The 19,268-nt window shown below is 67.9% G+C and carries 14 protein-coding genes and 2 pseudogenes; 8 read left to right on the top strand and 8 right to left on the bottom strand.

Annotated elements, in window-relative coordinates:
- Positions 1-49: 49 nt before the first annotated feature.
- Positions 50-1,032, top strand: a pseudogene (locus ACW5EG_RS15895) (IS5 family transposase).
- 195 nt (positions 1,033-1,227) lie between these two features.
- On the opposite strand, the gene ACW5EG_RS15890 reads toward ACW5EG_RS15895, so the two are convergent.
- Both ACW5EG_RS15890 and ACW5EG_RS15885 read right to left on the bottom strand, forming a co-directional pair.
- Positions 1,228-1,962 (bottom strand): SDR family NAD(P)-dependent oxidoreductase, encoded by a 735-nt coding sequence (locus ACW5EG_RS15890; RefSeq protein ID WP_457018482.1) that lies wholly within the window; start codon positions 1,960-1,962, stop codon positions 1,228-1,230.
- A 6-nt stretch (positions 1,963-1,968) separates the two neighbouring features.
- Positions 1,969-4,404 carry a pyruvate formate lyase family protein gene (locus tag ACW5EG_RS15885; RefSeq protein WP_457018481.1) on the bottom strand — a complete coding sequence of 812 codons (2,436 nt, stop codon included), beginning with the start codon at positions 4,402-4,404 and terminating at the stop codon, positions 1,969-1,971.
- Between ACW5EG_RS15885 and ACW5EG_RS15880 the strand changes: the two genes are divergently transcribed.
- The 7 genes and pseudogenes from ACW5EG_RS15880 to ACW5EG_RS15850 form a co-directional block, all read left to right on the top strand.
- Positions 4,403-5,461: a LysR family transcriptional regulator gene (locus ACW5EG_RS15880; RefSeq protein ID WP_457018480.1), complete on the top strand. Its 1,059-nt coding sequence runs from the start codon at positions 4,403-4,405 to the stop codon at positions 5,459-5,461. The two genes, ACW5EG_RS15885 and ACW5EG_RS15880, sit on opposite strands and share 2 nt — an antisense overlap.
- A gap of 131 nt (positions 5,462-5,592) precedes the next feature.
- On the top strand, positions 5,593-6,894 hold the full coding sequence (locus ACW5EG_RS15875; RefSeq protein WP_457018479.1) for an MFS transporter: 1,302 nt from the start codon (positions 5,593-5,595) through the stop codon (positions 6,892-6,894).
- 21 nt (positions 6,895-6,915) lie between these two features.
- Positions 6,916-9,825, top strand: coding sequence for a TonB-dependent receptor plug domain-containing protein (locus tag ACW5EG_RS15870; protein WP_457018478.1), 2,910 nt, complete (start codon positions 6,916-6,918; stop codon positions 9,823-9,825).
- A 118-nt stretch (positions 9,826-9,943) separates the two neighbouring features.
- Positions 9,944-11,332, top strand: coding sequence for an MmgE/PrpD family protein (locus ACW5EG_RS15865; protein ID WP_457018477.1), 1,389 nt, complete (start codon positions 9,944-9,946; stop codon positions 11,330-11,332).
- The gene (locus tag ACW5EG_RS15860; protein ID WP_457018476.1) at positions 11,329-12,882 is read left to right on the top strand and encodes a hypothetical protein; all 1,554 of its coding nucleotides are present in this window, start codon (positions 11,329-11,331) and stop codon (positions 12,880-12,882) included. Before ACW5EG_RS15865 ends, ACW5EG_RS15860 begins: the two co-directional genes overlap by 4 nt.
- Positions 12,882-13,673 (top strand): hypothetical protein, encoded by a 792-nt coding sequence (locus ACW5EG_RS15855; protein WP_457018475.1) that lies wholly within the window; start codon positions 12,882-12,884, stop codon positions 13,671-13,673. Before ACW5EG_RS15860 ends, ACW5EG_RS15855 begins: the two co-directional genes overlap by 1 nt.
- A 330-nt stretch (positions 13,674-14,003) precedes the next feature.
- Positions 14,004-14,357: pseudogene (locus tag ACW5EG_RS15850) on the top strand (transposase); the annotation flags it as partial.
- Between the two features lie 419 nt (positions 14,358-14,776).
- On the opposite strand, the gene ACW5EG_RS15845 reads toward ACW5EG_RS15850, so the two are convergent.
- Genes ACW5EG_RS15845 through ligK form a run of 6 tightly spaced genes read right to left on the bottom strand, consistent with a single transcriptional unit; the run spans position 14,777 to position 19,265 of the window.
- The gene (locus ACW5EG_RS15845; RefSeq protein WP_457018474.1) at positions 14,777-15,742 is read right to left on the bottom strand and encodes a Gfo/Idh/MocA family oxidoreductase; all 966 of its coding nucleotides are present in this window, start codon (positions 15,740-15,742) and stop codon (positions 14,777-14,779) included.
- A 1-nt stretch (position 15,743) separates the two neighbouring features.
- On the bottom strand, positions 15,744-16,598 hold the full coding sequence (locus tag ACW5EG_RS15840) for a class III extradiol dioxygenase subunit beta (protein WP_457018473.1): 855 nt from the start codon (positions 16,596-16,598) through the stop codon (positions 15,744-15,746).
- Positions 16,598-17,035 (bottom strand): protocatechuate 4,5-dioxygenase subunit alpha, encoded by a 438-nt coding sequence (ligA, locus tag ACW5EG_RS15835; protein ID WP_457018472.1) that lies wholly within the window; start codon positions 17,033-17,035, stop codon positions 16,598-16,600. Before ligA ends, ACW5EG_RS15840 begins: the two co-directional genes overlap by 1 nt.
- A 3-nt stretch (positions 17,036-17,038) precedes the next feature.
- On the bottom strand, positions 17,039-17,944 hold the full coding sequence (locus ACW5EG_RS15830) for an amidohydrolase family protein (protein WP_457018471.1): 906 nt from the start codon (positions 17,942-17,944) through the stop codon (positions 17,039-17,041).
- Positions 17,944-18,582, bottom strand: a complete 639-nt coding sequence (locus tag ACW5EG_RS15825) for a DUF1932 domain-containing protein (RefSeq protein ID WP_457018470.1) — start codon at positions 18,580-18,582, stop codon at positions 17,944-17,946. Before ACW5EG_RS15825 ends, ACW5EG_RS15830 begins: the two co-directional genes overlap by 1 nt.
- Entirely contained in the window at positions 18,582-19,265 is a 684-nt protein-coding gene (ligK, locus tag ACW5EG_RS15820; protein ID WP_457018469.1) for a 4-carboxy-4-hydroxy-2-oxoadipate aldolase/oxaloacetate decarboxylase, read from the bottom strand. The genes ACW5EG_RS15825 and ligK overlap by 1 nt, the downstream gene beginning before the upstream one ends.
- Positions 19,266-19,268: the final 3 nt, after the last annotated feature.

Genomic DNA, 19,268 nt, shown 5'->3' with positions numbered 1-19,268 from the left:
CTCACCTGTTCCGCGCGACAATAGCGCGACCTGATGCGGATGACGATCAATGCAGCTGACGTTCGGTGATGCCGAAGGCCTGCGCAAGCGCAAGCGGACGCGCCGGAGATCTTTCTGGCGGAGGTGGACCAGGTCGTCCCGTGGAAGGCGCTGCTAGCGCTGATCGAACCGCACTATCCGAAGATGGGCCGCCCTCGCCGGCAGCCGTATCCGCTGGCGACGATGCTGCGCGTCCACTTCCTGCAGCAGTGGTACGCCCTGAGCGATCCGGGCATGGAAGAGGCGTTGTCCGAGATCCCGACGCTGCGGCGCTTCGCGCAGCTGAGCGGCCTGGATGCGATTCCCGACGAGACGACGATCCTCAACTTTCGCCGGTTGCTGGAGACGCATGGCTTGGCCGCGAAGATCTTCGAACGGGTCAACGCGCATCTCTCGCGCAAGGGTCAGAGCCTGCGTGCGGGCACGATCGTGGACGCGACGATCATTGCGGCGCCGAGCTCGACGAAGAACGCCGACGGCCAGCGTGATCCGGAGATGCACCAGACGAAGAAGTCCAACCAGTAGCACTTCGGGATGAAGTCGCACATCGGCGTGGATGAGGAGTCCGGCCTGGTGCACCACGGGGAATGCACGGCAGCGAACGTGGCCGACGTGACCCAGGTACACAAGCTGCTGCACGGCGAGGAAGAGAGGGTGTATTGGCGACAACGGCTATACCGGAGCGGACAAGCGTGAGGAACTGCAGGCGGTGAAGGCGGGTTTTCTGATCGCTGCGAAGCCATCGAAACTGCGGACGATCAAGAGCAAACGCGAGCGTCACTATGCAAAGCGTTGGGAGCGGCACAAGGCCAGCATCCGCTCGAAGGTGGAGCACCGTTCCGGGTGGTGAAGTGTCAGTTCCGCCTCGTCAAAGTGCGCTACCGCGGATTGGCGAAAAACACGTCACAGATGTTGCCGCTGTTCGCGCTGTCAGGTCAGGCCGCCAACGCATACGCCTCAGCTGGTGTCTTCATACCCCGCCCCCAGCGCTGAGCCGCGCGTCGCGCCACTACTTCGATTCCCGCTGCTCGTGTCGCAGCCGCGGTCCACGATCGCTTCCGCCGGCCGGCGCCCGGGATGGACACAGCCAGTTCACTCCCCGCGTCGCGGCCGGTCAAGTGCGCATTTCGCGGCGGCTGGTGCGTGCGCGCCGGCGGGGGCGAGCGACCTTGGCCCGGGGTGGCGGGCCTACGCCACACCCACGCCGCCGTCGACGTCGAGTACCGCGCCGGTGCACATCGCAGCCTCGAACGAGGCGAGGAAGCGCACGGCGCTTGCGATGTCGCCGGGCTGGACCCAGGTGCCCAGGGGAAAGTCGGCGTCCTGGCGCCGGGAGGTCCGGGTCAGCTCCGTCCGCGTCGGTCCGGGACACACCGCATTGGCGCGGATCCGGTACTTCGCCCATTCGTGGGCGGTCTGGCGCGTCAACGATAGAAGCCCGGCCTTGCTGGCCGCGTACGCTGCGCCCCCGAGCGGCGAGATCGAATGCGCCGCGATGGAGGCGACGTTGACGATGGAGCCTCCGCCGCGGCGGCGCATGGCGTCGAGCACGCCGCGGGTCGCGACGTAGGCCGAGGTGAGGTTCAGGGTCAGCGTGTCTTGCCAGTCCGCGAGGGTCATCTGTTCCAGCGTGCGCCGCGCCCCGCCGCCCACGTTGTTGACCAGGATGTCGACGCCGGGCTCTTGTGCGTCGATCCGCCTGAACACGCTGGCGAGCGCTTGCGGATCGGTGGCGTCAGCCGCATGGGCGACACCATCCACCTCGCTGGCGAGCCGGGCGGCACACTTGATGTCGACATCGACGATCACCACGCGCGCGCCCTCTCGGGCGAGCTCGCGCACGATAGCCTCACCGATGCCCTTCGCACCGCCGGTCACGACGGCCACTTTGTCGGCCAGAGTGGCGCTGCCGGATGTCTGCACTTGTGCTCAGCCGTGGCCGACGCCGCGTTCCGGCACCGCTTGCGTCCTGTCGAACGTGCCTGCAAGCGCGGCCCGTTCGATCAGCTCCAGCTGCACGGGTTCGGGCAACTGCGTGAAATAGGCGCTGCAACCGCCGATGCGGACGATCAGGTCGCGGTACTCTGCGGGCGTGGCGCGCGCCGCGGACAGCGTATCCGGATCGATCACGTTGAACTGGAGGTGCTTCCCGCCGCGTGCGAAGTGCTGGCGCACGGCGCCCGCGACTGCATCTCGCTTCTCCGGAGTGGAGAACGCATCGGGCTGCAGGAACAGCTCAAGCGACATCGACTGCCAGCGCTGCTGGTCGATCTTCTCGGCGCTGCGGAGCACCGCGCCCGGGCCATGCCGCTCGCGGCCGCTCATGGGCGTGAGCGACTCGGCCGCCAGGTTCTCCCCCGCGCGGCGCCCGTCCGGCGTCGCGCCGGTCAGGGCGCCGCCGGGCCAATTCGCCGTTCCGATCGTGATCGCCGCCGGGATGAACCGGCCGCCGTACACGGTCGTGAGCGAGGACACCTGGTCCGCCCAGAAGGCGTAGAGGTCGGCCGCGATCGCGTCGGCGTAGTCGTCGTCATTGCCGTACTTCGGGGCGGCCAGCGCGCGCTCGCGCAGCCCCGCGCCACCTTCGTTCTGCCAGTCGCTCTCCAGTGCTTCGTGGAACTGCGCGGCGCTCACGCCGCCGTCCTCGAACACGAGCTTCTTGATGGCCGCCAGCGAATCCACGACGTTGATCATGCCGATTGGATTGATGGCCGAGCCGTTCTCGAAGGGCAACGTCCGCCCGAGGATGTTCTTGTGTGACTGCAGGCCGCCCTCGGTGAGGGCCGTCTCGATCGTCTGCGGAAAGCTCTCGGCGTAGGCCTGCATCGTGACGTTGTTGAACTCGCCCTGCAGGGCGATGAAGTGCGAGAGCTGCGTCTTGAGGCCGGACACGAACTCCTCGTAGGAGTTGCACTGGGAGAGCGGCCGGGTCTCGGGCCCTACCTGCGCTCCGGTGCGCGGATCCTTGCCGCCGTGTATGGCGAACTCGAGTACGCGCGGCGCCGTGAACATCGGCCAAGCGATCGTCCGCGACTGCCCGGGGACGTTGACGCCGAGCGAGCCGGCGACGGCGTAGTTGCGGGCGTCCTCGAGCGACACGCCCTGCGATACCAGATACGGGATCGTCGATTCATCGCTGATCAGCGCCGGCACGCCGATGCCTGTCGCGATGAGGTCGAGCGCCTCGGCAAGCAACGCGTCCGGCGTGGCCGCGTGCACGCGCATCGTCACGGTCGGATGGGGGGTGGGGCACTCGCGCGCGGCGCGCAGCACGAGATGGGACAGTGGAGTGGTTGCGTCCTTCCCCTCGGGCGTCTGCCCGCCGATCACGCAGTTGTGCCACTTGGCAAGACCGCCGTACTTCGAGCGGTGCGTGCGCCCGGCCGTGATCACGATCTGCGAATCCTTGATGCGCAGCCACTGGATCAGCTCGAGCGCTTCTGACTCGGTGATGCGCCCGGCTTCGAGGTCGGCCTGATAGTACGGATGGAGATACTGGTCAAAGCGGCCGAACGACAGCACGCCGGACGGCAGCACCATGAGGATCATGAACCACAATGATTGCAACGCCTCGCGGAAGGTGCGCGCCGGGTTGGCCGGCACGTGGCGGCAGATGCGCGCGAGCTCGAGCAGCTCCTCGCGCCGCGCGGGGTCGCGCTCTGCCTGCGCGGTCTGCTCCGCCAAGTCCACGAACCGGGATGCATAGTGCTTCACCGCCTCGAGGGCGATCAGGATGGCGCGCAGCTGGTCGATCTTTGCCACTGCCTCGGCACTGAAGATCCGTGTCTGGGCGAGCTCGCGCCTGGCCTCCCCGATCAGCCCGTCCAGGCCGGACTGGATCACCTTTTCGAACTGGAACACACCGATGATCTGGCTGATCTCGTGGTGGATCCCCCATCCACAGCCGATCATGCCACCCGGGCCCCAGCCTTCCTCCTTGCTGCGGAACGGAGGGAGCACCACGCCGAGCTGCGCGTACGGCCACAGATGCTCCTCGTCGTAGAGCGAGGTCATGCGCGCCGTCATGCAGCGTGAGCGCCAGTAGCCGTTCATCTCGCGGATGCGCGGCCGGTCGGCATCGGCGACGGCGAAGCCACCTGCGCACAATGCGTCCAGTTCCTCGTCCGGCCAAGTGGCCCACAGGCAGCTGAGTTCCACCGCCGCGGGGCGGCTGGCGAGGTTGCCCAGCAGGAGATCATCCGCGTCGATGTGGATCGGGATCTCGTCGAGGACGCGCGCAAGCGCACGACCGCAGCGAACGACCTGCGGCTCGCCTTCGCTGGCGCGGAATGCTTCCGTCACCAGGACGCCCTTCGCGATGCTGACGTCGAAACGGCAGTCGCGCACGTTGTCCAATGATCTCATGAGCCGCTGTATTCTGGGTGTCACGCTGTCCGAAGCCTCGCTGCCGTTGCGCATGGGGATAATGAGCCAGCTATACTATTTCTTGCTGCGCAAGTGCCGATACACCGGCACGGTCATACTGGGTATGCACAACTCGAATATCGCGAAGCTTGAGCTGCGGGCCCTGTTCGCTCTGGAGGCACTGCTGCGTGACCGCAGTGTCAGCAAGGCGGCGCAGCGCATTGGGTTGAGCCAACCTGCGATGAGCCACATGCTCGCGCGCCTCAGGAAGACGTTCGGCGACGACCTGCTCGTGCGCGGTCGCGACGGGTTCGTGTTGACCGAGTATGGCCATAGGTTGCTGGCGCACGTCACCCACCTTGTGCCGCAGATCGAGGTGCTGGGGCGTGCAAACCAGTTCGTGCCGGGCGACAGTGATGCCACGTTCCGCCTGGCGTGCACCGACCACGCGGCCGTTGTGCTGCTCCCCCCCCTGCAGCGCCTGTTCGCCGAGGCCGCGCCGCGCGCCACCTTGAAGGTGCTGTCGGTGCACAGCCGCCGCCTGGACATGAACCATCTGGAGGCCACCCGGTTCGACCTGCTGGTCGGGTGGTTCCAGGCGCTCCCCGCGGACTGGCACCTCAGGAAGCTCTTCGAGGAGCGCCTGGTCGTGATCAGCGGCGCGGACAACAAGGCGATCGGCGATGAGTTGGACGTCGAGACGTTCCTCTCGCTCAAGCATGTCGTGCTTTCGCCGGACGAGCGTACCGCGCAGAACATGGCGGAGATGACGCTCGCCGCGCACGGGTTGCAACGCAATATCGGCGCCCTCGTGTCCAACTTCTCGGCGACCCCGTTCGTCGTGCTCGAGTCTCCCCTGATCGCGATGGTCCCTGCGGCACTCGCGTCGCGCTATGCCCAACTGCCGGGGCTGCGCATCCACGAGTCGCCACTCGAGTTCCCGCCCTTTGCGGTGTCGATGGCATGGCACCCGCGCGTGCACGACGAACCCGGGCACCGGTGGCTGCGGGCGATGATCTCCGAGGCGGCGCGGCAGGCAGTCGGGGACCGCCCTTGAGGGGATATTCGCGGCCCGCATAGTCGAAATCGATGCGCGAAATTGACTTGGCGTCCCCTGCTCCTATCTGATTGCCGAAACGGCGGCGATGCCCGTCGCACCGCCGACGTCCATCAGGAATCCTTCACAGCATGCCCAGTCAGAACTCTGCAGCTGCCGACAGTTCCAACGCAGCGATCGCAGAAGTGTCGGCGGCGCGGCGCTATTACCTGCTCGCGCTCTTGACGCTCCTCAACCTGCTGCTAGTCCTTGACAAGATCGTACTCAGCATCCTGATCGAGCCCATCCGTGCGGAGTTCGGCCTGTCGGATGGCCAGCTTGGCGCATTGATGGGGCTGGTCTACGCCATCTTCATGGGCGCGGCCGGCCTGCCGCTTGGCATGCTTGCGGACCGCATGAACCGTCGCAATCTCGCCGCCATCTGTGTTTCCGCCTGGTCGGCCATGACGCTCGCCTGCGCGGCGGCACAGAACATGTGGCACCTGCTTCTCGCCAGGATTGGCGTCGGGGTCGGCGAAGCCGGCGGGGGGCCCACTGCGCTATCGATGATCGCGGACAGCTTCGAGCCGCGCCGTCGCGCGACGGCGATGGCCGTGTTCGCGACGGGAACGCAACTGGCGGCGCTCATCAATCTCACGTTCGCGACCCAGATCGCGCACACCTACGGGTGGCGCATGACCCTCGTGGCCGCGGCGCTCCCCGGGTTCGCGCTGGCGCTGTTGCTGCTGACGGCGCACGAGCCGGTCAGGGGCCTCGCCGACCGCAGGCAGAGCGCGGACGAAGCGCCGCCGCTGCGGGAAACGCTTGCCCACATCTGGCGACAACGATCGCTGCGCCATCTGTTGATCGGCGCCACGCTTTGCTACGTGGTCGTGGCCGGCATGGGGTCCTGGCACTTCTCCTTCCTCGTGCGCAGCCACGATCTCAAACTCCACGAGGTGGGACCGATAATCGGCATCGGCATCGCGGTGCTGGGGATGGCGTCCAACCTGATCTCCGGCACCCTGTCGGACTTCCTGGGCGCCCGAGACGAGCGAAACCGCACGCGCCTGATCGGGTTCGCCGCGATCGCCACCCTGGGAATCGGCACCTGGTCCGTTCTCACCACCAACCCGAATGCGGCGCTTGCGGGCGTTGTGGTTTTCGCCGCCGCGGTCTTGTTCTGGTTTCCGACCGTCGCGGCGCTAAGCCAGAGCCTGGTCGCACCGCGCATGCGCTCCACGGTGGCCGCCTTGCTGTTCGTGCTGTCCAATCTGGTCGGCTACGGAATTGGCCCGATTCTGGTGGGCGCGATCAGCGATCTGCTTGCACCGGCGCTGGGAGAGCACTCGCTGCGCTACGCGATGTTGTGCGTGCTCAGCCTGGCCGCATGGGCGGCTGTGCATTTCTTCCTGGCGGGTCGCGACCTGCGAAAGAATCTTTCGGCCGCCTAGGACATCTGGATCCAAAAGGGCGTGGCGTGGGACCGAGGCGTTCGCGCGCCTGGCGGTGTCGGCGCGCGCATCGCCGTTCGGAATATCCGGAATCACCCTCGTGCATGCCGACCCGGGGGGAACAGCGCCTATGATCGAAAACACAAAGAAAACGCCGATCCATTCGCTACCCGGTCGCTCGGATCGCGCCACATCCATTCCAGGTCGGTCGCCCGACGCCATCTCTTGGGGGAACCAATAGTGAAGAAGTTTGTACTCAGACCCATTCCTGGGATCAGCCTGCTGTCGCTGGCGGTCGCGTGTGCTTCGGCACTCGCGCAGGAGGTTCCCAGCACCGACGATGGTGAGGCGGAGACCACGCTCGAGAGCGTGGTCGTCACGGGTACGCGCATCCGCGGCGCGGCTCCGGTCGGCGCCCCGGTGCTGTCCCTCGGTCAGGAGCAGATCCGGTCCGCGGGCGTGACCACCCTCACCGACGTGCTGCGGAACGTGCCCCAGGTCGCGAACCTCGGCGCGGACGACAGCCGCTTCAACGCGGTCCAGGGTGCGAACGGCAACCTGACCGCCGGCTCTGCGATCAACCTGCGCGGGTTCGGTCCCGATGCGACGCTCAGCCTGATCGGCGGCCGCCGCGTGCCGATCTCCCCAACGCTCGGCACCACCGCGGGCACGGGTGCGTTCGACGTTTCGCTCCTGCCGACGTCGGCGGTCGAGCGCGTCGAGGTCATGGCCGACGGTGGTTCGGCCCTTTACGGCGCCGACGCCGTGGGCGGCGTGGTGAACATCCTGCTGCGCAGTCCGTTCGATGGCGCGGAGGTCGGCATGCGGCACGGCTGGGCCGATGGCTTCGACACCAACTCCGTCGACGCCGCGGTCGGCAGGACCTGGAGCTCCGGTGGCCTGATGATCGCCGCCCAGTGGCAGGAGCGCGACAACCTGGCGGCGGCCGACCGCAGCTACTTCACTGATGACCTGCGTCCCTACGGTGGCCCGGACGGCCGCTCGTACAGCGCGACGCCCGGCAACATCGTGGTCGGCGGAGTGCGTTACGCGATCCCGGCCGGCCAGGATGGCACCGCGCTGACGCCCGCCGACCTCATCGTGGGTGCGCCGAACCGGCAGAGCGCCCACACGCGCGCCGACGCCCTTCCCAGGCAGGAGCGGCGCTCGGTCGCGCTGAACCTCGAGCAGGAGTTCACCGAGTCGGTGCGCTTCAAGGCGCAGGGGCTGTACGCCGTGCGCGAGTCGGAGCGCAGCTCAGGACCCGGCAACTTCCTCCAGACGCTCACCGTGCCGGGCACGAATCCGTTCTTCGTGCACCCGACCAACCCGGCGGCGACGTCCGCGTCGGTGGCGTACAACCTGCAGGCGGATTTCGGCAACCAGGTGCGTGAGGCATCCGAGCGCGTCGCATTCCTGACGACGAGCCTGGAGTTCGACGTGGGCAGCTCATGGACCGCGGAGGTGTTCGGCAGCTACGGGTACAACCACCAGGAAACCACCCGGAACGAGATCAACAGTCGGGCCATGGCGGCGGCGCTCGCCGACAGCAATCCGGCGAACGCCTTCAATCCCTTCGGCGGTGGCGGCCTGACCAATCCGCAGACGCTCGCGAGCATCCGCGCGACCAACGAGATCGACTGGAGCTACGAGATGCTCCACTTCGGCGTCGGCGGCAGCGGCGATCTGTTCGAGCTGCCGGGTGGCAAGGTCAAGCTGGCCGTAGGCGTCGAGCATCTGCGCAGCGAGCTGGGCACCTTCGAGCGGCGCAATACAGGTACGGCGGACACGAGCCTCTACGCGATCAACGACGTCAGCGGCGTGCGTCGCCTGAACTCCGCCTACGCCGAACTGCTGGTGCCGGTGATCGGGCGCGAAAACGCCAGGCCCGGCATCCAGCGCCTGTCTTTCTCGCTCGCGGCCCGTCACGACGATTACAGCGACGTCGGCACCACGACGAACCCGAAGCTCGGCGTCAGCTGGGTGCCGACGCAGGGCGTGCAGTTCCGCGGCAGCTATGGCAAGTCGTTCAAGGCGCCTGCCGGCCCCGGCGCAGACAAGGGCCTGGTCATCTCCGTGATGGACTTCGTCGATCCGACCGCGGCGGGCGGAATCGCCCGCACGCTGTGGGTGCGCAGCGGCGTCGAGGGCCTGCGTCCCGAGACCGCGACCATCTGGTCGCTCGGCGCCGACCTGAGCCCGCCGTCCCTGCCGGGCCTCAACCTGTCGCTCAACTACTTCAACGTCGACTACACCGACCGGATCGCGGCGCCGGGCAACGACAACTCTCCGCTGACGAAGGAGGACATCCTCGCCGACTTCATCATGCGCAATCCGCCGGCGGACCTGGTCGATTACTATCTGTCGATGCCCAGCTACACGGGCCTGCCGCAGAATCCGGCGACGATCGTGGCCTTCGTTGACGGCCGTCCACGCAACATCGGGCGGGTCAGGACCGATGGCGTGGAGCTGAGCGCGAGCTATGGCTGGTGGAGCGATACGGACGACTGGACCATCGGTCTGGACCTGCAGCACGTGCGTGGCTACGAGCAATCGCTGATCCCGTCGACACCGATGGTCGACTTCGCGAACACGATCAACTACCCGCTCGGGTGGTCCGGGCGCGGGCGCGTGCGCTGGGAGCGCGGGCCCCTGTCCGTCGCGGCTTACCTGAACTACACCGGCAGCTACGACAACACGTCGGTGACGCCGGTGGCCTCCGTGGACTCCCACACGACCGTCGACCTCGCCCTGAATTACGTCCCCGCAACCGACAGTTCCCTGCTCCGCGACGTGAGCTTCTCGCTGGGCGTGAACAACCTGTTCAACGAGGAGCCACCGGTCGTGATCAACGGCAATCTCGCCTTCGACCCGCAGGTCGCCAGCCTCATCCAGCGCCAGATCATGTTCGGGATCCGAAAGCAGTGGTAACGCGTCCGTCGTGAAGCTCACCAGACGACAGCTTCTCGCCAGCTCGCTGGCCGCACCCGCGCTCGGCGCGGGTGCGGCGCTTGCCGGGGCGGTTTCCCCGCCGCCGCGCACGGGTGACGTGGCCGATCCCGACGCGGTTGCGGGCTTGTCCGCGCGTCTCGCCGAGTTCGCGTCGAGTCTGCGTTACGAGGAGTTGCCCGAGCCGGTCGTCTCGTGCGTGCGCCGCTCGATCCTGGATGCGCTCGGTGTGGGCCTGGCGGCCTCGGGGCTGGAGCCCGTATGCACGCCCTTCGTCGAGCACGCGCGCGCGCTCGCCGGGCAGGGGCGTGCGCATGTCCTGGGCTTCGGGTTCACCGCGCCCGCGTCGTATGCGGCGCTGGCGAACGGTGCCCTGGCGCACGCCCTCGACTACGAGGACGTGCACGAGGCCTCGTCGACCCATCCCAACGCCGCGACCATCGCCGCCGCGATGGCCCTGGCCGAGGAGCTCGGCCAGGTCGACGGCAAGCGGCTCATCGCGGCCGTCGCGGCCGGCAGCGAGGTCGCCATCCGGCTGGCGCTGGCGCGCACGGACGACTGGACGCGCCACGGGTGGTACATCCCGCCCATCGTGGGCGCGTTCGGCGCCGCTGCCGCGGCCGCCAACCTGCTGCGCCTCGACGTGCAGCAAACCCTGGCCGCCTTCTCCATGACGTTGTGCCAGTCCTCGTGCAGCGCCGAGATCCTGTACAGCCCGTCGGCGGACATCCGCGCCGTGCGCGACGGCCTGGCCGCGCAGGCCGGCCTCGTCTCCGCGCAGCTGGCCCGGAGCGGGGTCGTCGGGTTCGAGCGTCCGTTCGAGGGCCAGGCCGGCTTCTACGAGATGTTCGCGCGCGGCCTGTATCGGCCCGAGATGGTGGTCGACGGGCTCGGGACGCGCTTCCACAACGCGGACGTGGCGTTCAAGGCATGGCCGTCCTGTCGCGGCACGCACCTTTACGTGCAGGCCGCGATCGACCTCCATCGGCAGGGATTGACCGACCCGGAAGAGATCGTGTGCACGATCCATCCGCGCAATGCGGAGCTGTGTGCGCCGGAGAAGCAGCGACCGGTCAGCGCGATCGACGCCAAGTTCAGCATTCCATTCTGCGTGGCTACGGCGCTGCGCACCGGCCAGGTGACGCTGGCCTCGTTCAGCGACGCAGCACTGGGGGATCCCGCGACGCTGGCGCTCGCCGCCCGGGTGCGCGCAGTACACGACGCGCAACGCGCGCGCCCCGCCAGCGCCGGCGGCGGCGCCGTGGTCGAGCTCGTCATGGCCGATGGGTCCCGAAATGCACGCGATGTCCAGCACCTGCGCGGATCCGTCGAGGATCCGCTGACGCATCAGGAACTGCACGCGAAGTTCATCGAGTGCGGACTGCTGAGCGCGTCGCGTCCGCAGCGTGACCGGATCGAACAGCTTGCGTCGTCCGTGGCATCCTTGGATGAAATGGGCGACGTGGGAGCATTGTTGACAGGCATATGAACCGTACCTACCTCAAATTTGGTTTTGCCGCAGGCGCAGTTGCGCTGGCGTTCTTCTTCAGCCCGAAAGCCGTGGATGGCGCGCCCGGGGGCGCCGCGTCCGCGCAAGGCGACGGGCACGTCGAGGTCGTCCCTGGCGAGCGGAGGTGGTGGCGTCCGGGCGAGAAGCGCCATTGGCATCCGCACATGCGGTTCGAGGGGCGGAGCGTCGATATCGAGACCATCGGGCCGGACTTGCCGGTCGATGCGGCGGACCACCCGTTCTTCGCGCCGATCGGGGCGAACGGCCGGGCTTGCGTCACCTGCCACCAACCCTCGGACGGCATGAGCTTGTCCACGGCGACCATCCGCGAGATGTGGGCGCTGTCGGGAGGCAAGGACCCGCTGTTCGCGATGGTCGACGGGGCGAACTGCCCCAACGGCACGCCGGGCGAGCGCGAGTCGCACTCGCTGTTGCTCGAGCGCGGCCTGATACGTATCGGCCTGCCGTGGCCGCCGAAGCTACCGGAGGGCGAGGCGCTGGAGTTCTCGATCGAAGTCGTGCGCGACCCGACCGGCTGCAATCCAAGCCCGGAGTACGGCCTGGCCAGCGCGACGCCGACCATCTCCGTCTATCGCCGGCCGCGACCCACCGCGAACCTCCGCTACATCCTCACGGTGCCGAACCTGTTCAACATCAAGACCGGCGTTCCCGTGATGCGGGACCCGGAGACGGGCGAGCGCCAGAACATGAACCTCCTGTCCGATGCGAGGTTCCTCACGCTCCGGATGCAGTCGCGCGACGCGGCGAAGACGCATCTCCAACGGAGCGAGCCGCTCAGCGAAGCGGACATCCTGGAGCTGGACCGGTTCCTGAGCGGCGTCTACATGGCCGCCGTGAACCACCACGTGGGCGGTCGCCTCGATGCAGGCGGCGCGACCGCCGGTGCCGCCTCGGTGGTGGAAGGCAAGCCGTTGTTGGGCGACTACGTCGAGCGTCGCGTCTTCCCATACTTCGAGGCCTGGAAGACGCCGGCGGGTGGCGACGTGACGGCGGAGCAGCGCGCGTTCCGGGAGTCCGTCGCGCGTGGCGAGGAGATCTTCATGATGCGGCCGTTCTACATCCGGGACGTGACGCACCTGAACACGATCATCGGCATGGGCAACCCGATCAAGCGCACCTGCGCCACATGCCACAACATGCAGCACGTCGGCATCGACGGCGCGCCCGGGTGGATGGACCTCGGGACCAACACCCTGCCGTTCGCGGAGAAGACGGACGACCTGCCGCTGTTCAAGGTGACCTGCGCCCCGACGACGCGCCCGCATCCGTACCTCGGACGGACCATCCTGACGACGGACCCGGGCCGCGCGCTGATCACCGGCAAGTGCGTCGACGTGGGCGCCGTGAATCTGCAGCAGATGCGCGGACTTGCAGAACGTGCGCCGTACTTCGCGAACGGTGTGGCGGCGGACCTGATGGAGGTCGTCGATTTCTATGATCGCCGCTTCGAGATGGAGCTCGGCGAGCAGGAGAAGCAGGACCTGGTCAACTTCATGAGTACGCTGTGATGCGAAGACGCGCGTGGTGGATCTTCCTGGCGGTGGTGTGCTCGACCATCGCGGCTGCCGGGACGCTCCCCGAAGCAGGGCGTCATCTGAGTTTCGTCGCTTGCCCGATCATCCGCGATACGGAGCTTCCCTGCTGGCTGGCGGAGTACGAGGACGAGCTGTACTTCCTGGGCCTGCAGGGCGACAGTGCGTCGAGCTTCTACTCGCCGCAGTTCAAGCACAAGGCCCTGATCGAGGCGAAGGTGGCGGGCGGCGCGCGCATCTGCGGTGGCATTCCGCTCGAGGCCGTCCAGGTCTCCGTGATGCACGAGATCGATCCGTCCTGCCAGACGATCCTGCCGACGGATGGCTTCGAGCCTCCGCCGTACCAGCGCGGCCCGGGCCCCGCCGTGCGGCCGCACCCGCCGACGCCGCGGGTCGATCCCGAGCCACCCTATGTGAGCCGCCAGTACGTGCTCGAACTCCAGTTCGACAGCGAGTTCCTGGCCCGACGCAACACGCGCAAGCTCGAGGAGTTGGTGCGCTTCATCGAGCTGAGCAAGCCGCACGCGGTTCGGATCGAGGCGACCCGTGGCGTCTCGCGACTGAACAATGGCGAGAACCTGGTCGAGCCCGCCGACATCGCGGAACGGCGCGCCACGCGAGTCAGGAGGACGCTGGTCGACCTCGGCGTCTCGGAGTCCCTGCTCGACGTGCACTGGTCGACGCAGCCCTTGCCGGGCAACGGCATCGACGACCACACGCGACGCCGGGTGACCATCACCGTCGAGGTGGGGACTTCCACCGAATGATGGCTGCGCCTTCCGTGCAGCGCTGAGGTCCTTCGCATATCCAGACCGGCTTCGGCGCGCCAGGTCGGACCGGCCCCTCCGACGGGCCGGGGGCGGACGAACTGGATACTTGCAGTGGGGGCAGTGCCGCGCGACACCCGGGATCCGTGGGGGGGGGGGGGGTGGACATGTCGCGTTGGATCGTCGGCGGCGTTGCTGCTGGTGGGCGTCATGGCAGGCGTGCGTGCTCAGGGCCGCCTGCCGCCACCGGACCCGGACCTGTCGAGTGTGGAAGAGATCCGGACCGACTACCGGTGCTCCGGATGTCTTCCGCGACGTAATGACCCGGTACACAAGCTGCTGCACGGCGAGGAAGAGACGGTGTATGGCGACAGCGGCTATACCGGCGCGGACAAGCGTGAGGAACGGCAGGCGGTGAAGGCGGGTTTTCTGATCGCTGCGAAGCCATCGAAGCTGCGGACGATCAAGAGCAAACGCGAGCGTCACTATGCAAAGCGTTGGGAGCGGCACAAGGCCAGCATCCGCTCGAAGGTGGAGCACCCGTTCCGGGTGGTGAAGTGTCAGTTCCGCTTCGTCAAAGTGGGCTACCGCGGATTGGCGAAAAACACATCGCAGATGCTGACGCTGTTCGCGCTGTCGAATCTGTGGATGGCGCGCCGGCAGTTGTTGCGTGCGGTGAGATAGTTGTGCCTGAAATGCGGGGAAACCCGCACGAACACGCCGAAAGCGGCGCGAATCAGGCTTGCTCAAGGTTGCTGACGCAGCAGAAGACCGAAATTACAGCGTCAGGGCGAACTGTTCAGAGATTCCCTAGGGAATCTCTGAACAGTTCCGGCGAGATCGGCATCCCGGCGTGGCGTGCTGCCGTCCGGGCAAGGGTTCATGCAGGGGATCGTGGCCTCACCGCCCATCGCGGCTGAAGGCGCTCCTGCAGACCGCGATTCGCGGCCGGCGCCGGGAGGGGAACGCTCGACGCGCGAACCCGCTGCAGGAGCGGCTTCAGCCGCGACCACCTTCGGCACAACCTTCGCCGGCAGCGCCATCCAGCCACCGCCGGTATCCACCGCGGTGCGCGCCGGAACGGACCAGCCGGCGCTGTCTGCCTACCCGCCCAGCATCCGTTCAAGCCGGTCGAGCACCCGGTAGCAGGGCAGCACGGAAGCGACGCTGGCCTGCGGCTCGCGGTTGCCGCGGATCGCGGCGAAGAATTCGCGATCCTGCAGCTCGATGCCGTTCATGCTCACATCGACCTTGCTCACGTCCACCGGCACCTCGCCGCCCTTGCCGCTGGACTGGACCAGTTCGTCGTAGCGGGCAATGTAGGTGGCGGTGTCGCCGATGTATCGGAAGAACGTGCCCAGCGGGCCGTCGTTGTTGAAGCTCAGCGACAGGGTGCAGATCGCGCCGGTGCTGCACGCGAGCTGGATCGACATGTCCATGGCGATGCCAAGCTCGGGATGGATCGGGCCCCGGATGGCGTGGGCCTGCAGGATCTCCCCGCCGGTCTGGTGCGCGAACAGGTCCACAGTGTGCGCGGCGTGGTGCCACAGCAGGTGGTCGGTCCAGCTGCGCGGATCGCCGAGGGCATTGATGTTGCTGCGGCGGAAGAAGTAGGTCTGCACATCCATCTGCTGGATGTTGAACTCGCCATTCTCGATGCGCCTGCGCACGTACTGGTGGCTGGGGTTGAAGCGGCGGGTATGCCCGCACATCGCGACCAGCCCGCTCTGCCGCTGCAGCGCGACCACCGCCTCGGCATCGGCCAGGCTGTCGGCAAGCGGGATCTCCACCTGCACATGCTTGCCGGCGCGCATGGCGGCCATGGCCTGGGCGGCGTGCATCTGGGTGGGCGTGCACAGGATCACCGCGTCCACCTGCGGCAGCGCCAGCGCCTCGTCCAGGTCGGTGCTGACGTGTGCGATACCGTAGCGGTCTGCGACCGCACGGGTCTTGTCCAGGTCGCGGCTGACCAGCGACACCACCTCCACGCCATCAATCCCGGCGATCGCGTCCAGGTGCTTGATGCCGAATGCACCGGCGCCTGCCAGCGCCACCTTGATGCTGCTCATCTCAGCTTTCCTCCAGGATCAGATGTCCCACCGCCGTGTTCGAGGCGGGGACATGATAGAAACGGTGCGCCAGTCGCGGCGCCGCGCCGCCGGCCGCGTCGGCCATCGCGCCGCGCGCGATCAGCCACATCACCAGCTCGATGCCCTCCGAACCGGCCTCGCGCACGTAGTCGATGTGCGGAATCTCCGACACCGCGCCCGGGTCCGCGATCAGCTGGTCCAGCCACGCGTTGTCCCACTCGCGGTTGATCAGGCCCGCACGCGGTCCCTGCAGCTGGTGGCTCATGCCGCCCGTGCCCCAGATCTGTACGTTGAGGTCCTGGTCGAAACTGTCCACCGCGCGACGGATGGCTCTGCCCAGGTTGTAGCAGCGGCGTCCGGAGGGTGCCGGGTACTGCACCACGTTGACCGCGAACGGGATGATCTTGAACGGCCAGGCCTGCGGCTGTCCGCACATCAGCGACAGCGGCACGGTCAGGCCGTGGTCCACGTCCATGCGATTGACGATGGTCAGGTCGAACTCGTCCTGGATCACGCTCTGGGCGATGTGCGCAGCCAGTTCCGGGTGGCCGTGCACGGTGGGCACCGGACGCGGCCCCCAGCCCTCGTCAGCCGGCGCGTATTCGGCGCCGGTGCCGATCGCGAAGGTCGGGATAAGCTCCAGGCTGAAGGCGGTGGCGTGGTCGTTGTAGACCAGGAACACCACATCCGGCGGGTTGTCCTGCAGCCACTGTCGCGAGAAGTCGTAGCCGGCGAACACCGGCTTCCAGTAGTCCTCGCCAGCCTTGCCCAGGTCCAGGGCCGCGCCGATGGCCGGCACGTGCGAGGTGTACACCGATGCGCTGATGCGGGCCATCAGTCGTTCTCTCCCCGGGCGCTGGTAGCGTCACCGTGCGGCTGCGCGTCACCCGTCTCGCCGAGGCGGCGATTGCCCTCGGCCGAACGTCCACCCTTGATCATCATTTCGCGGTACTCCTCTTCGGTCATGCCGGTCATGCTTCCGGCCATCTGCTGGAATGACTTGCCGTCGGTGGCGCCGAGCTTGGCCAGGAAGTAGATGTTTCCGCCCAGCGCCAGGCAGCGGTTGAGGTCGCGGTCCAGCAGCGCCTGCTTCTGCTCCACGCTCAATTGCCATTCGTCCAGGTAGGCGCGTTCGTTGGCCTTGAACCGCTCGCGGTTCTCGGCCTTGATCAGCGACATGCAGAACTGGTTGATCCAATACCCCTTGCGCGACTGATCGGCGTCGAAAATGGTCGTGCCGGGGATGTCCAGGTAGGGTTTTTCCAGTGCCATGGCTCAGCTCCAGTAAAGCCGCATCGGGTTGTCCACCAGCAACCTGCGCTGCAGGTCGGCGGTGGGCGCGATGTGGGGGATGAAGTCGACCAGCAGCCCGTCGTCGGGCATGTGCGTGGTGAGATTGGGATGGGGCCAGTCGGTGCCCCACAGCACCCGGTCGGGAAAGGTCTCGACGATGCGCCGCGCGAACGGCACCACGTCGCGGTAGGCGTGTCGCTCGCCGTCGAGAGCGGGCGGGCCGGACACGCTCAACCGCTCCGGGCAGGTGACCTTGCACCACACCGCCGGGTTGTCGGCCATGAAACGCACGAAGCGGTCGAACTCCGGGCCGTCGGCCGGCTGGCTGACGTCCGGGCGCCCCATGTGGTCGACCACCACCGGCGTCGGCAGCGAGGCGAAGAAGTCCCGGTAGCTGGCCAGGTCGGCCGCCTCGAAATAGACCACCACGTGCCAGCCCAGGTGCGCGATGCGACCGGCGATGGCGGCCAATTCCTCGCACGGGGCGGCGTCGACCAGCCGCCTGACGAAGTTGAAGCGCACACCGCGCACGCCGGCCTCGTGCAGCGCCTGCAGTTGCGCATCGGTGACCGTTGCGCGCACGGTGGCCACGCCGCGCGCGGTGCCGCCGGCGTGTCGGAGCGCATCGATCATGGCCCGGTTGTCGGCGCCGTGGCAGGTGGCCTGGACAATCACGCTGCGCGCGAAACCCAGCTGGCCGCGCAGGGTGAACAGCTGCTCGCGGCTGGCGTCGCAGGGCGTGTACTTGCGTTCGGGCGCATAGGGGAACAGGTGTCCGGGCCCAAACACGTGGCAGTGCGCGTCCACCGCGCCTGGCGGCAGGCGGAATGCGGGGTGGCTGGGCGCCGGATGCCAGTCCAGCCAGCCGGGGGTTTTCTCGAATGCCATCAGCGTGTCCCCGGCGTGCGGCCGAGAATGCGATCGGCCTCCACGCGCCAGTCGGCGCTGCGGGCGTAGCCGACGTCCTCGCGCGCACCGAAACACCCGGCGTCGGCCAGGTCGGCCATCCAGCCCTGGCGCTCGGCCGCGGCAGAGGCCGACAACGGTTCCAGTCCGGCTCCCGTCACGCTGCGCGCCGCCTCGCGCATCTCCTCGCTGCGGCGGCGACCATGCTCAATCGTGCGCTGGAAGAAGTAGCTGGCCTGGCTTTCCCAATGGATGCCAGGAAAGGTTTCGCGCGGCGACACCAGCACCGCATCCTCCACGCCGTAATGGCGCGCGGCGGGCGAGGCACTGTTGAGGTCGAGGAAGAAGGCGTCGGCCCGCAGTCCGGGCGCGCAGTCCGCCGCCGCGTTGACCGTCTGGCTGGCGGTGACCACGCTGACCACCAGGTCCGCGCCTGACACCGCCGCGGCTGCCGAAGCGCCCAGCGCCACCCCGTGCAGCGCGGCGTGGCTGCGCATGGCGTCGCCGCGCGGCGCATCGAGGTCACGGTCCCAGGCATGCACCTCCAGGTCGCGGGCGCGCAGGTCTTCGGCCAGGATCTTGCCGACCTCGCCATAGCCGATCAGCGCGATCCTGCGCATCAGTCGATGTACCTCAGCCCGGCGCGCGCCAGCGGCTCGCGCATGGCGTACATGTCCAGGCCCAGTTCCCCGGCCGCCAGGCGCCTGCGCTTGGCCTCCTCGCCGGCCTCGCGAACGCGCGCCGCCTCGAGCGTGGCGGCGGCCATCGCGCGCGGCACGCAGACCACGCCATCGTCGTCGGCCACGATCACGTCGCCCGGGCTGACCCACATGCCCGCGCACACCACCGGGATGTTGACCGAGCCCGGGGTCGCCTTGATGGTGCCCCTGGAACTGATGGCGCGGCTCCATACCGGGAAGCCCATCTCGCCGAGCGTCCTGACATCGCGCACGCCGGCATCGATCACCAGCGCGCGCGCGCCGCGCGCCTGGAAGCTGGTGGCCAGCAGGTCGCCGAAGTAGCCGTCGCTGCATTCGGAGGTGACCGCGGCCACCACGATGTCGCCGGGACGGATCTGTTCGGCGGCCACGTGCATCATCCAGTTGTCGCCCGGCTGCAGCAGGACGGTCAGCGCGGTGCCGGAGACCTGGGCGCCGGCGTGGATCGGGCGCATGCACGGCTTGAGCAGGCCGACCCGGCCCATGGCTTCGTGCACGGTCGCCGAGCCCAGCGCGGCCATGGCCTCGGCCACCGCCGGCTCGGCGCGCTCGATGTTGCGGTAGACCACTCCAAGTTCGTACATGAC

It is taken from the genome of Luteimonas sp. A611 (genome assembly GCF_054072715.1).
Note: the sequence above shows the minus strand (reverse complement) of the source record. Positions and strands in the feature narration are given on the sequence as shown.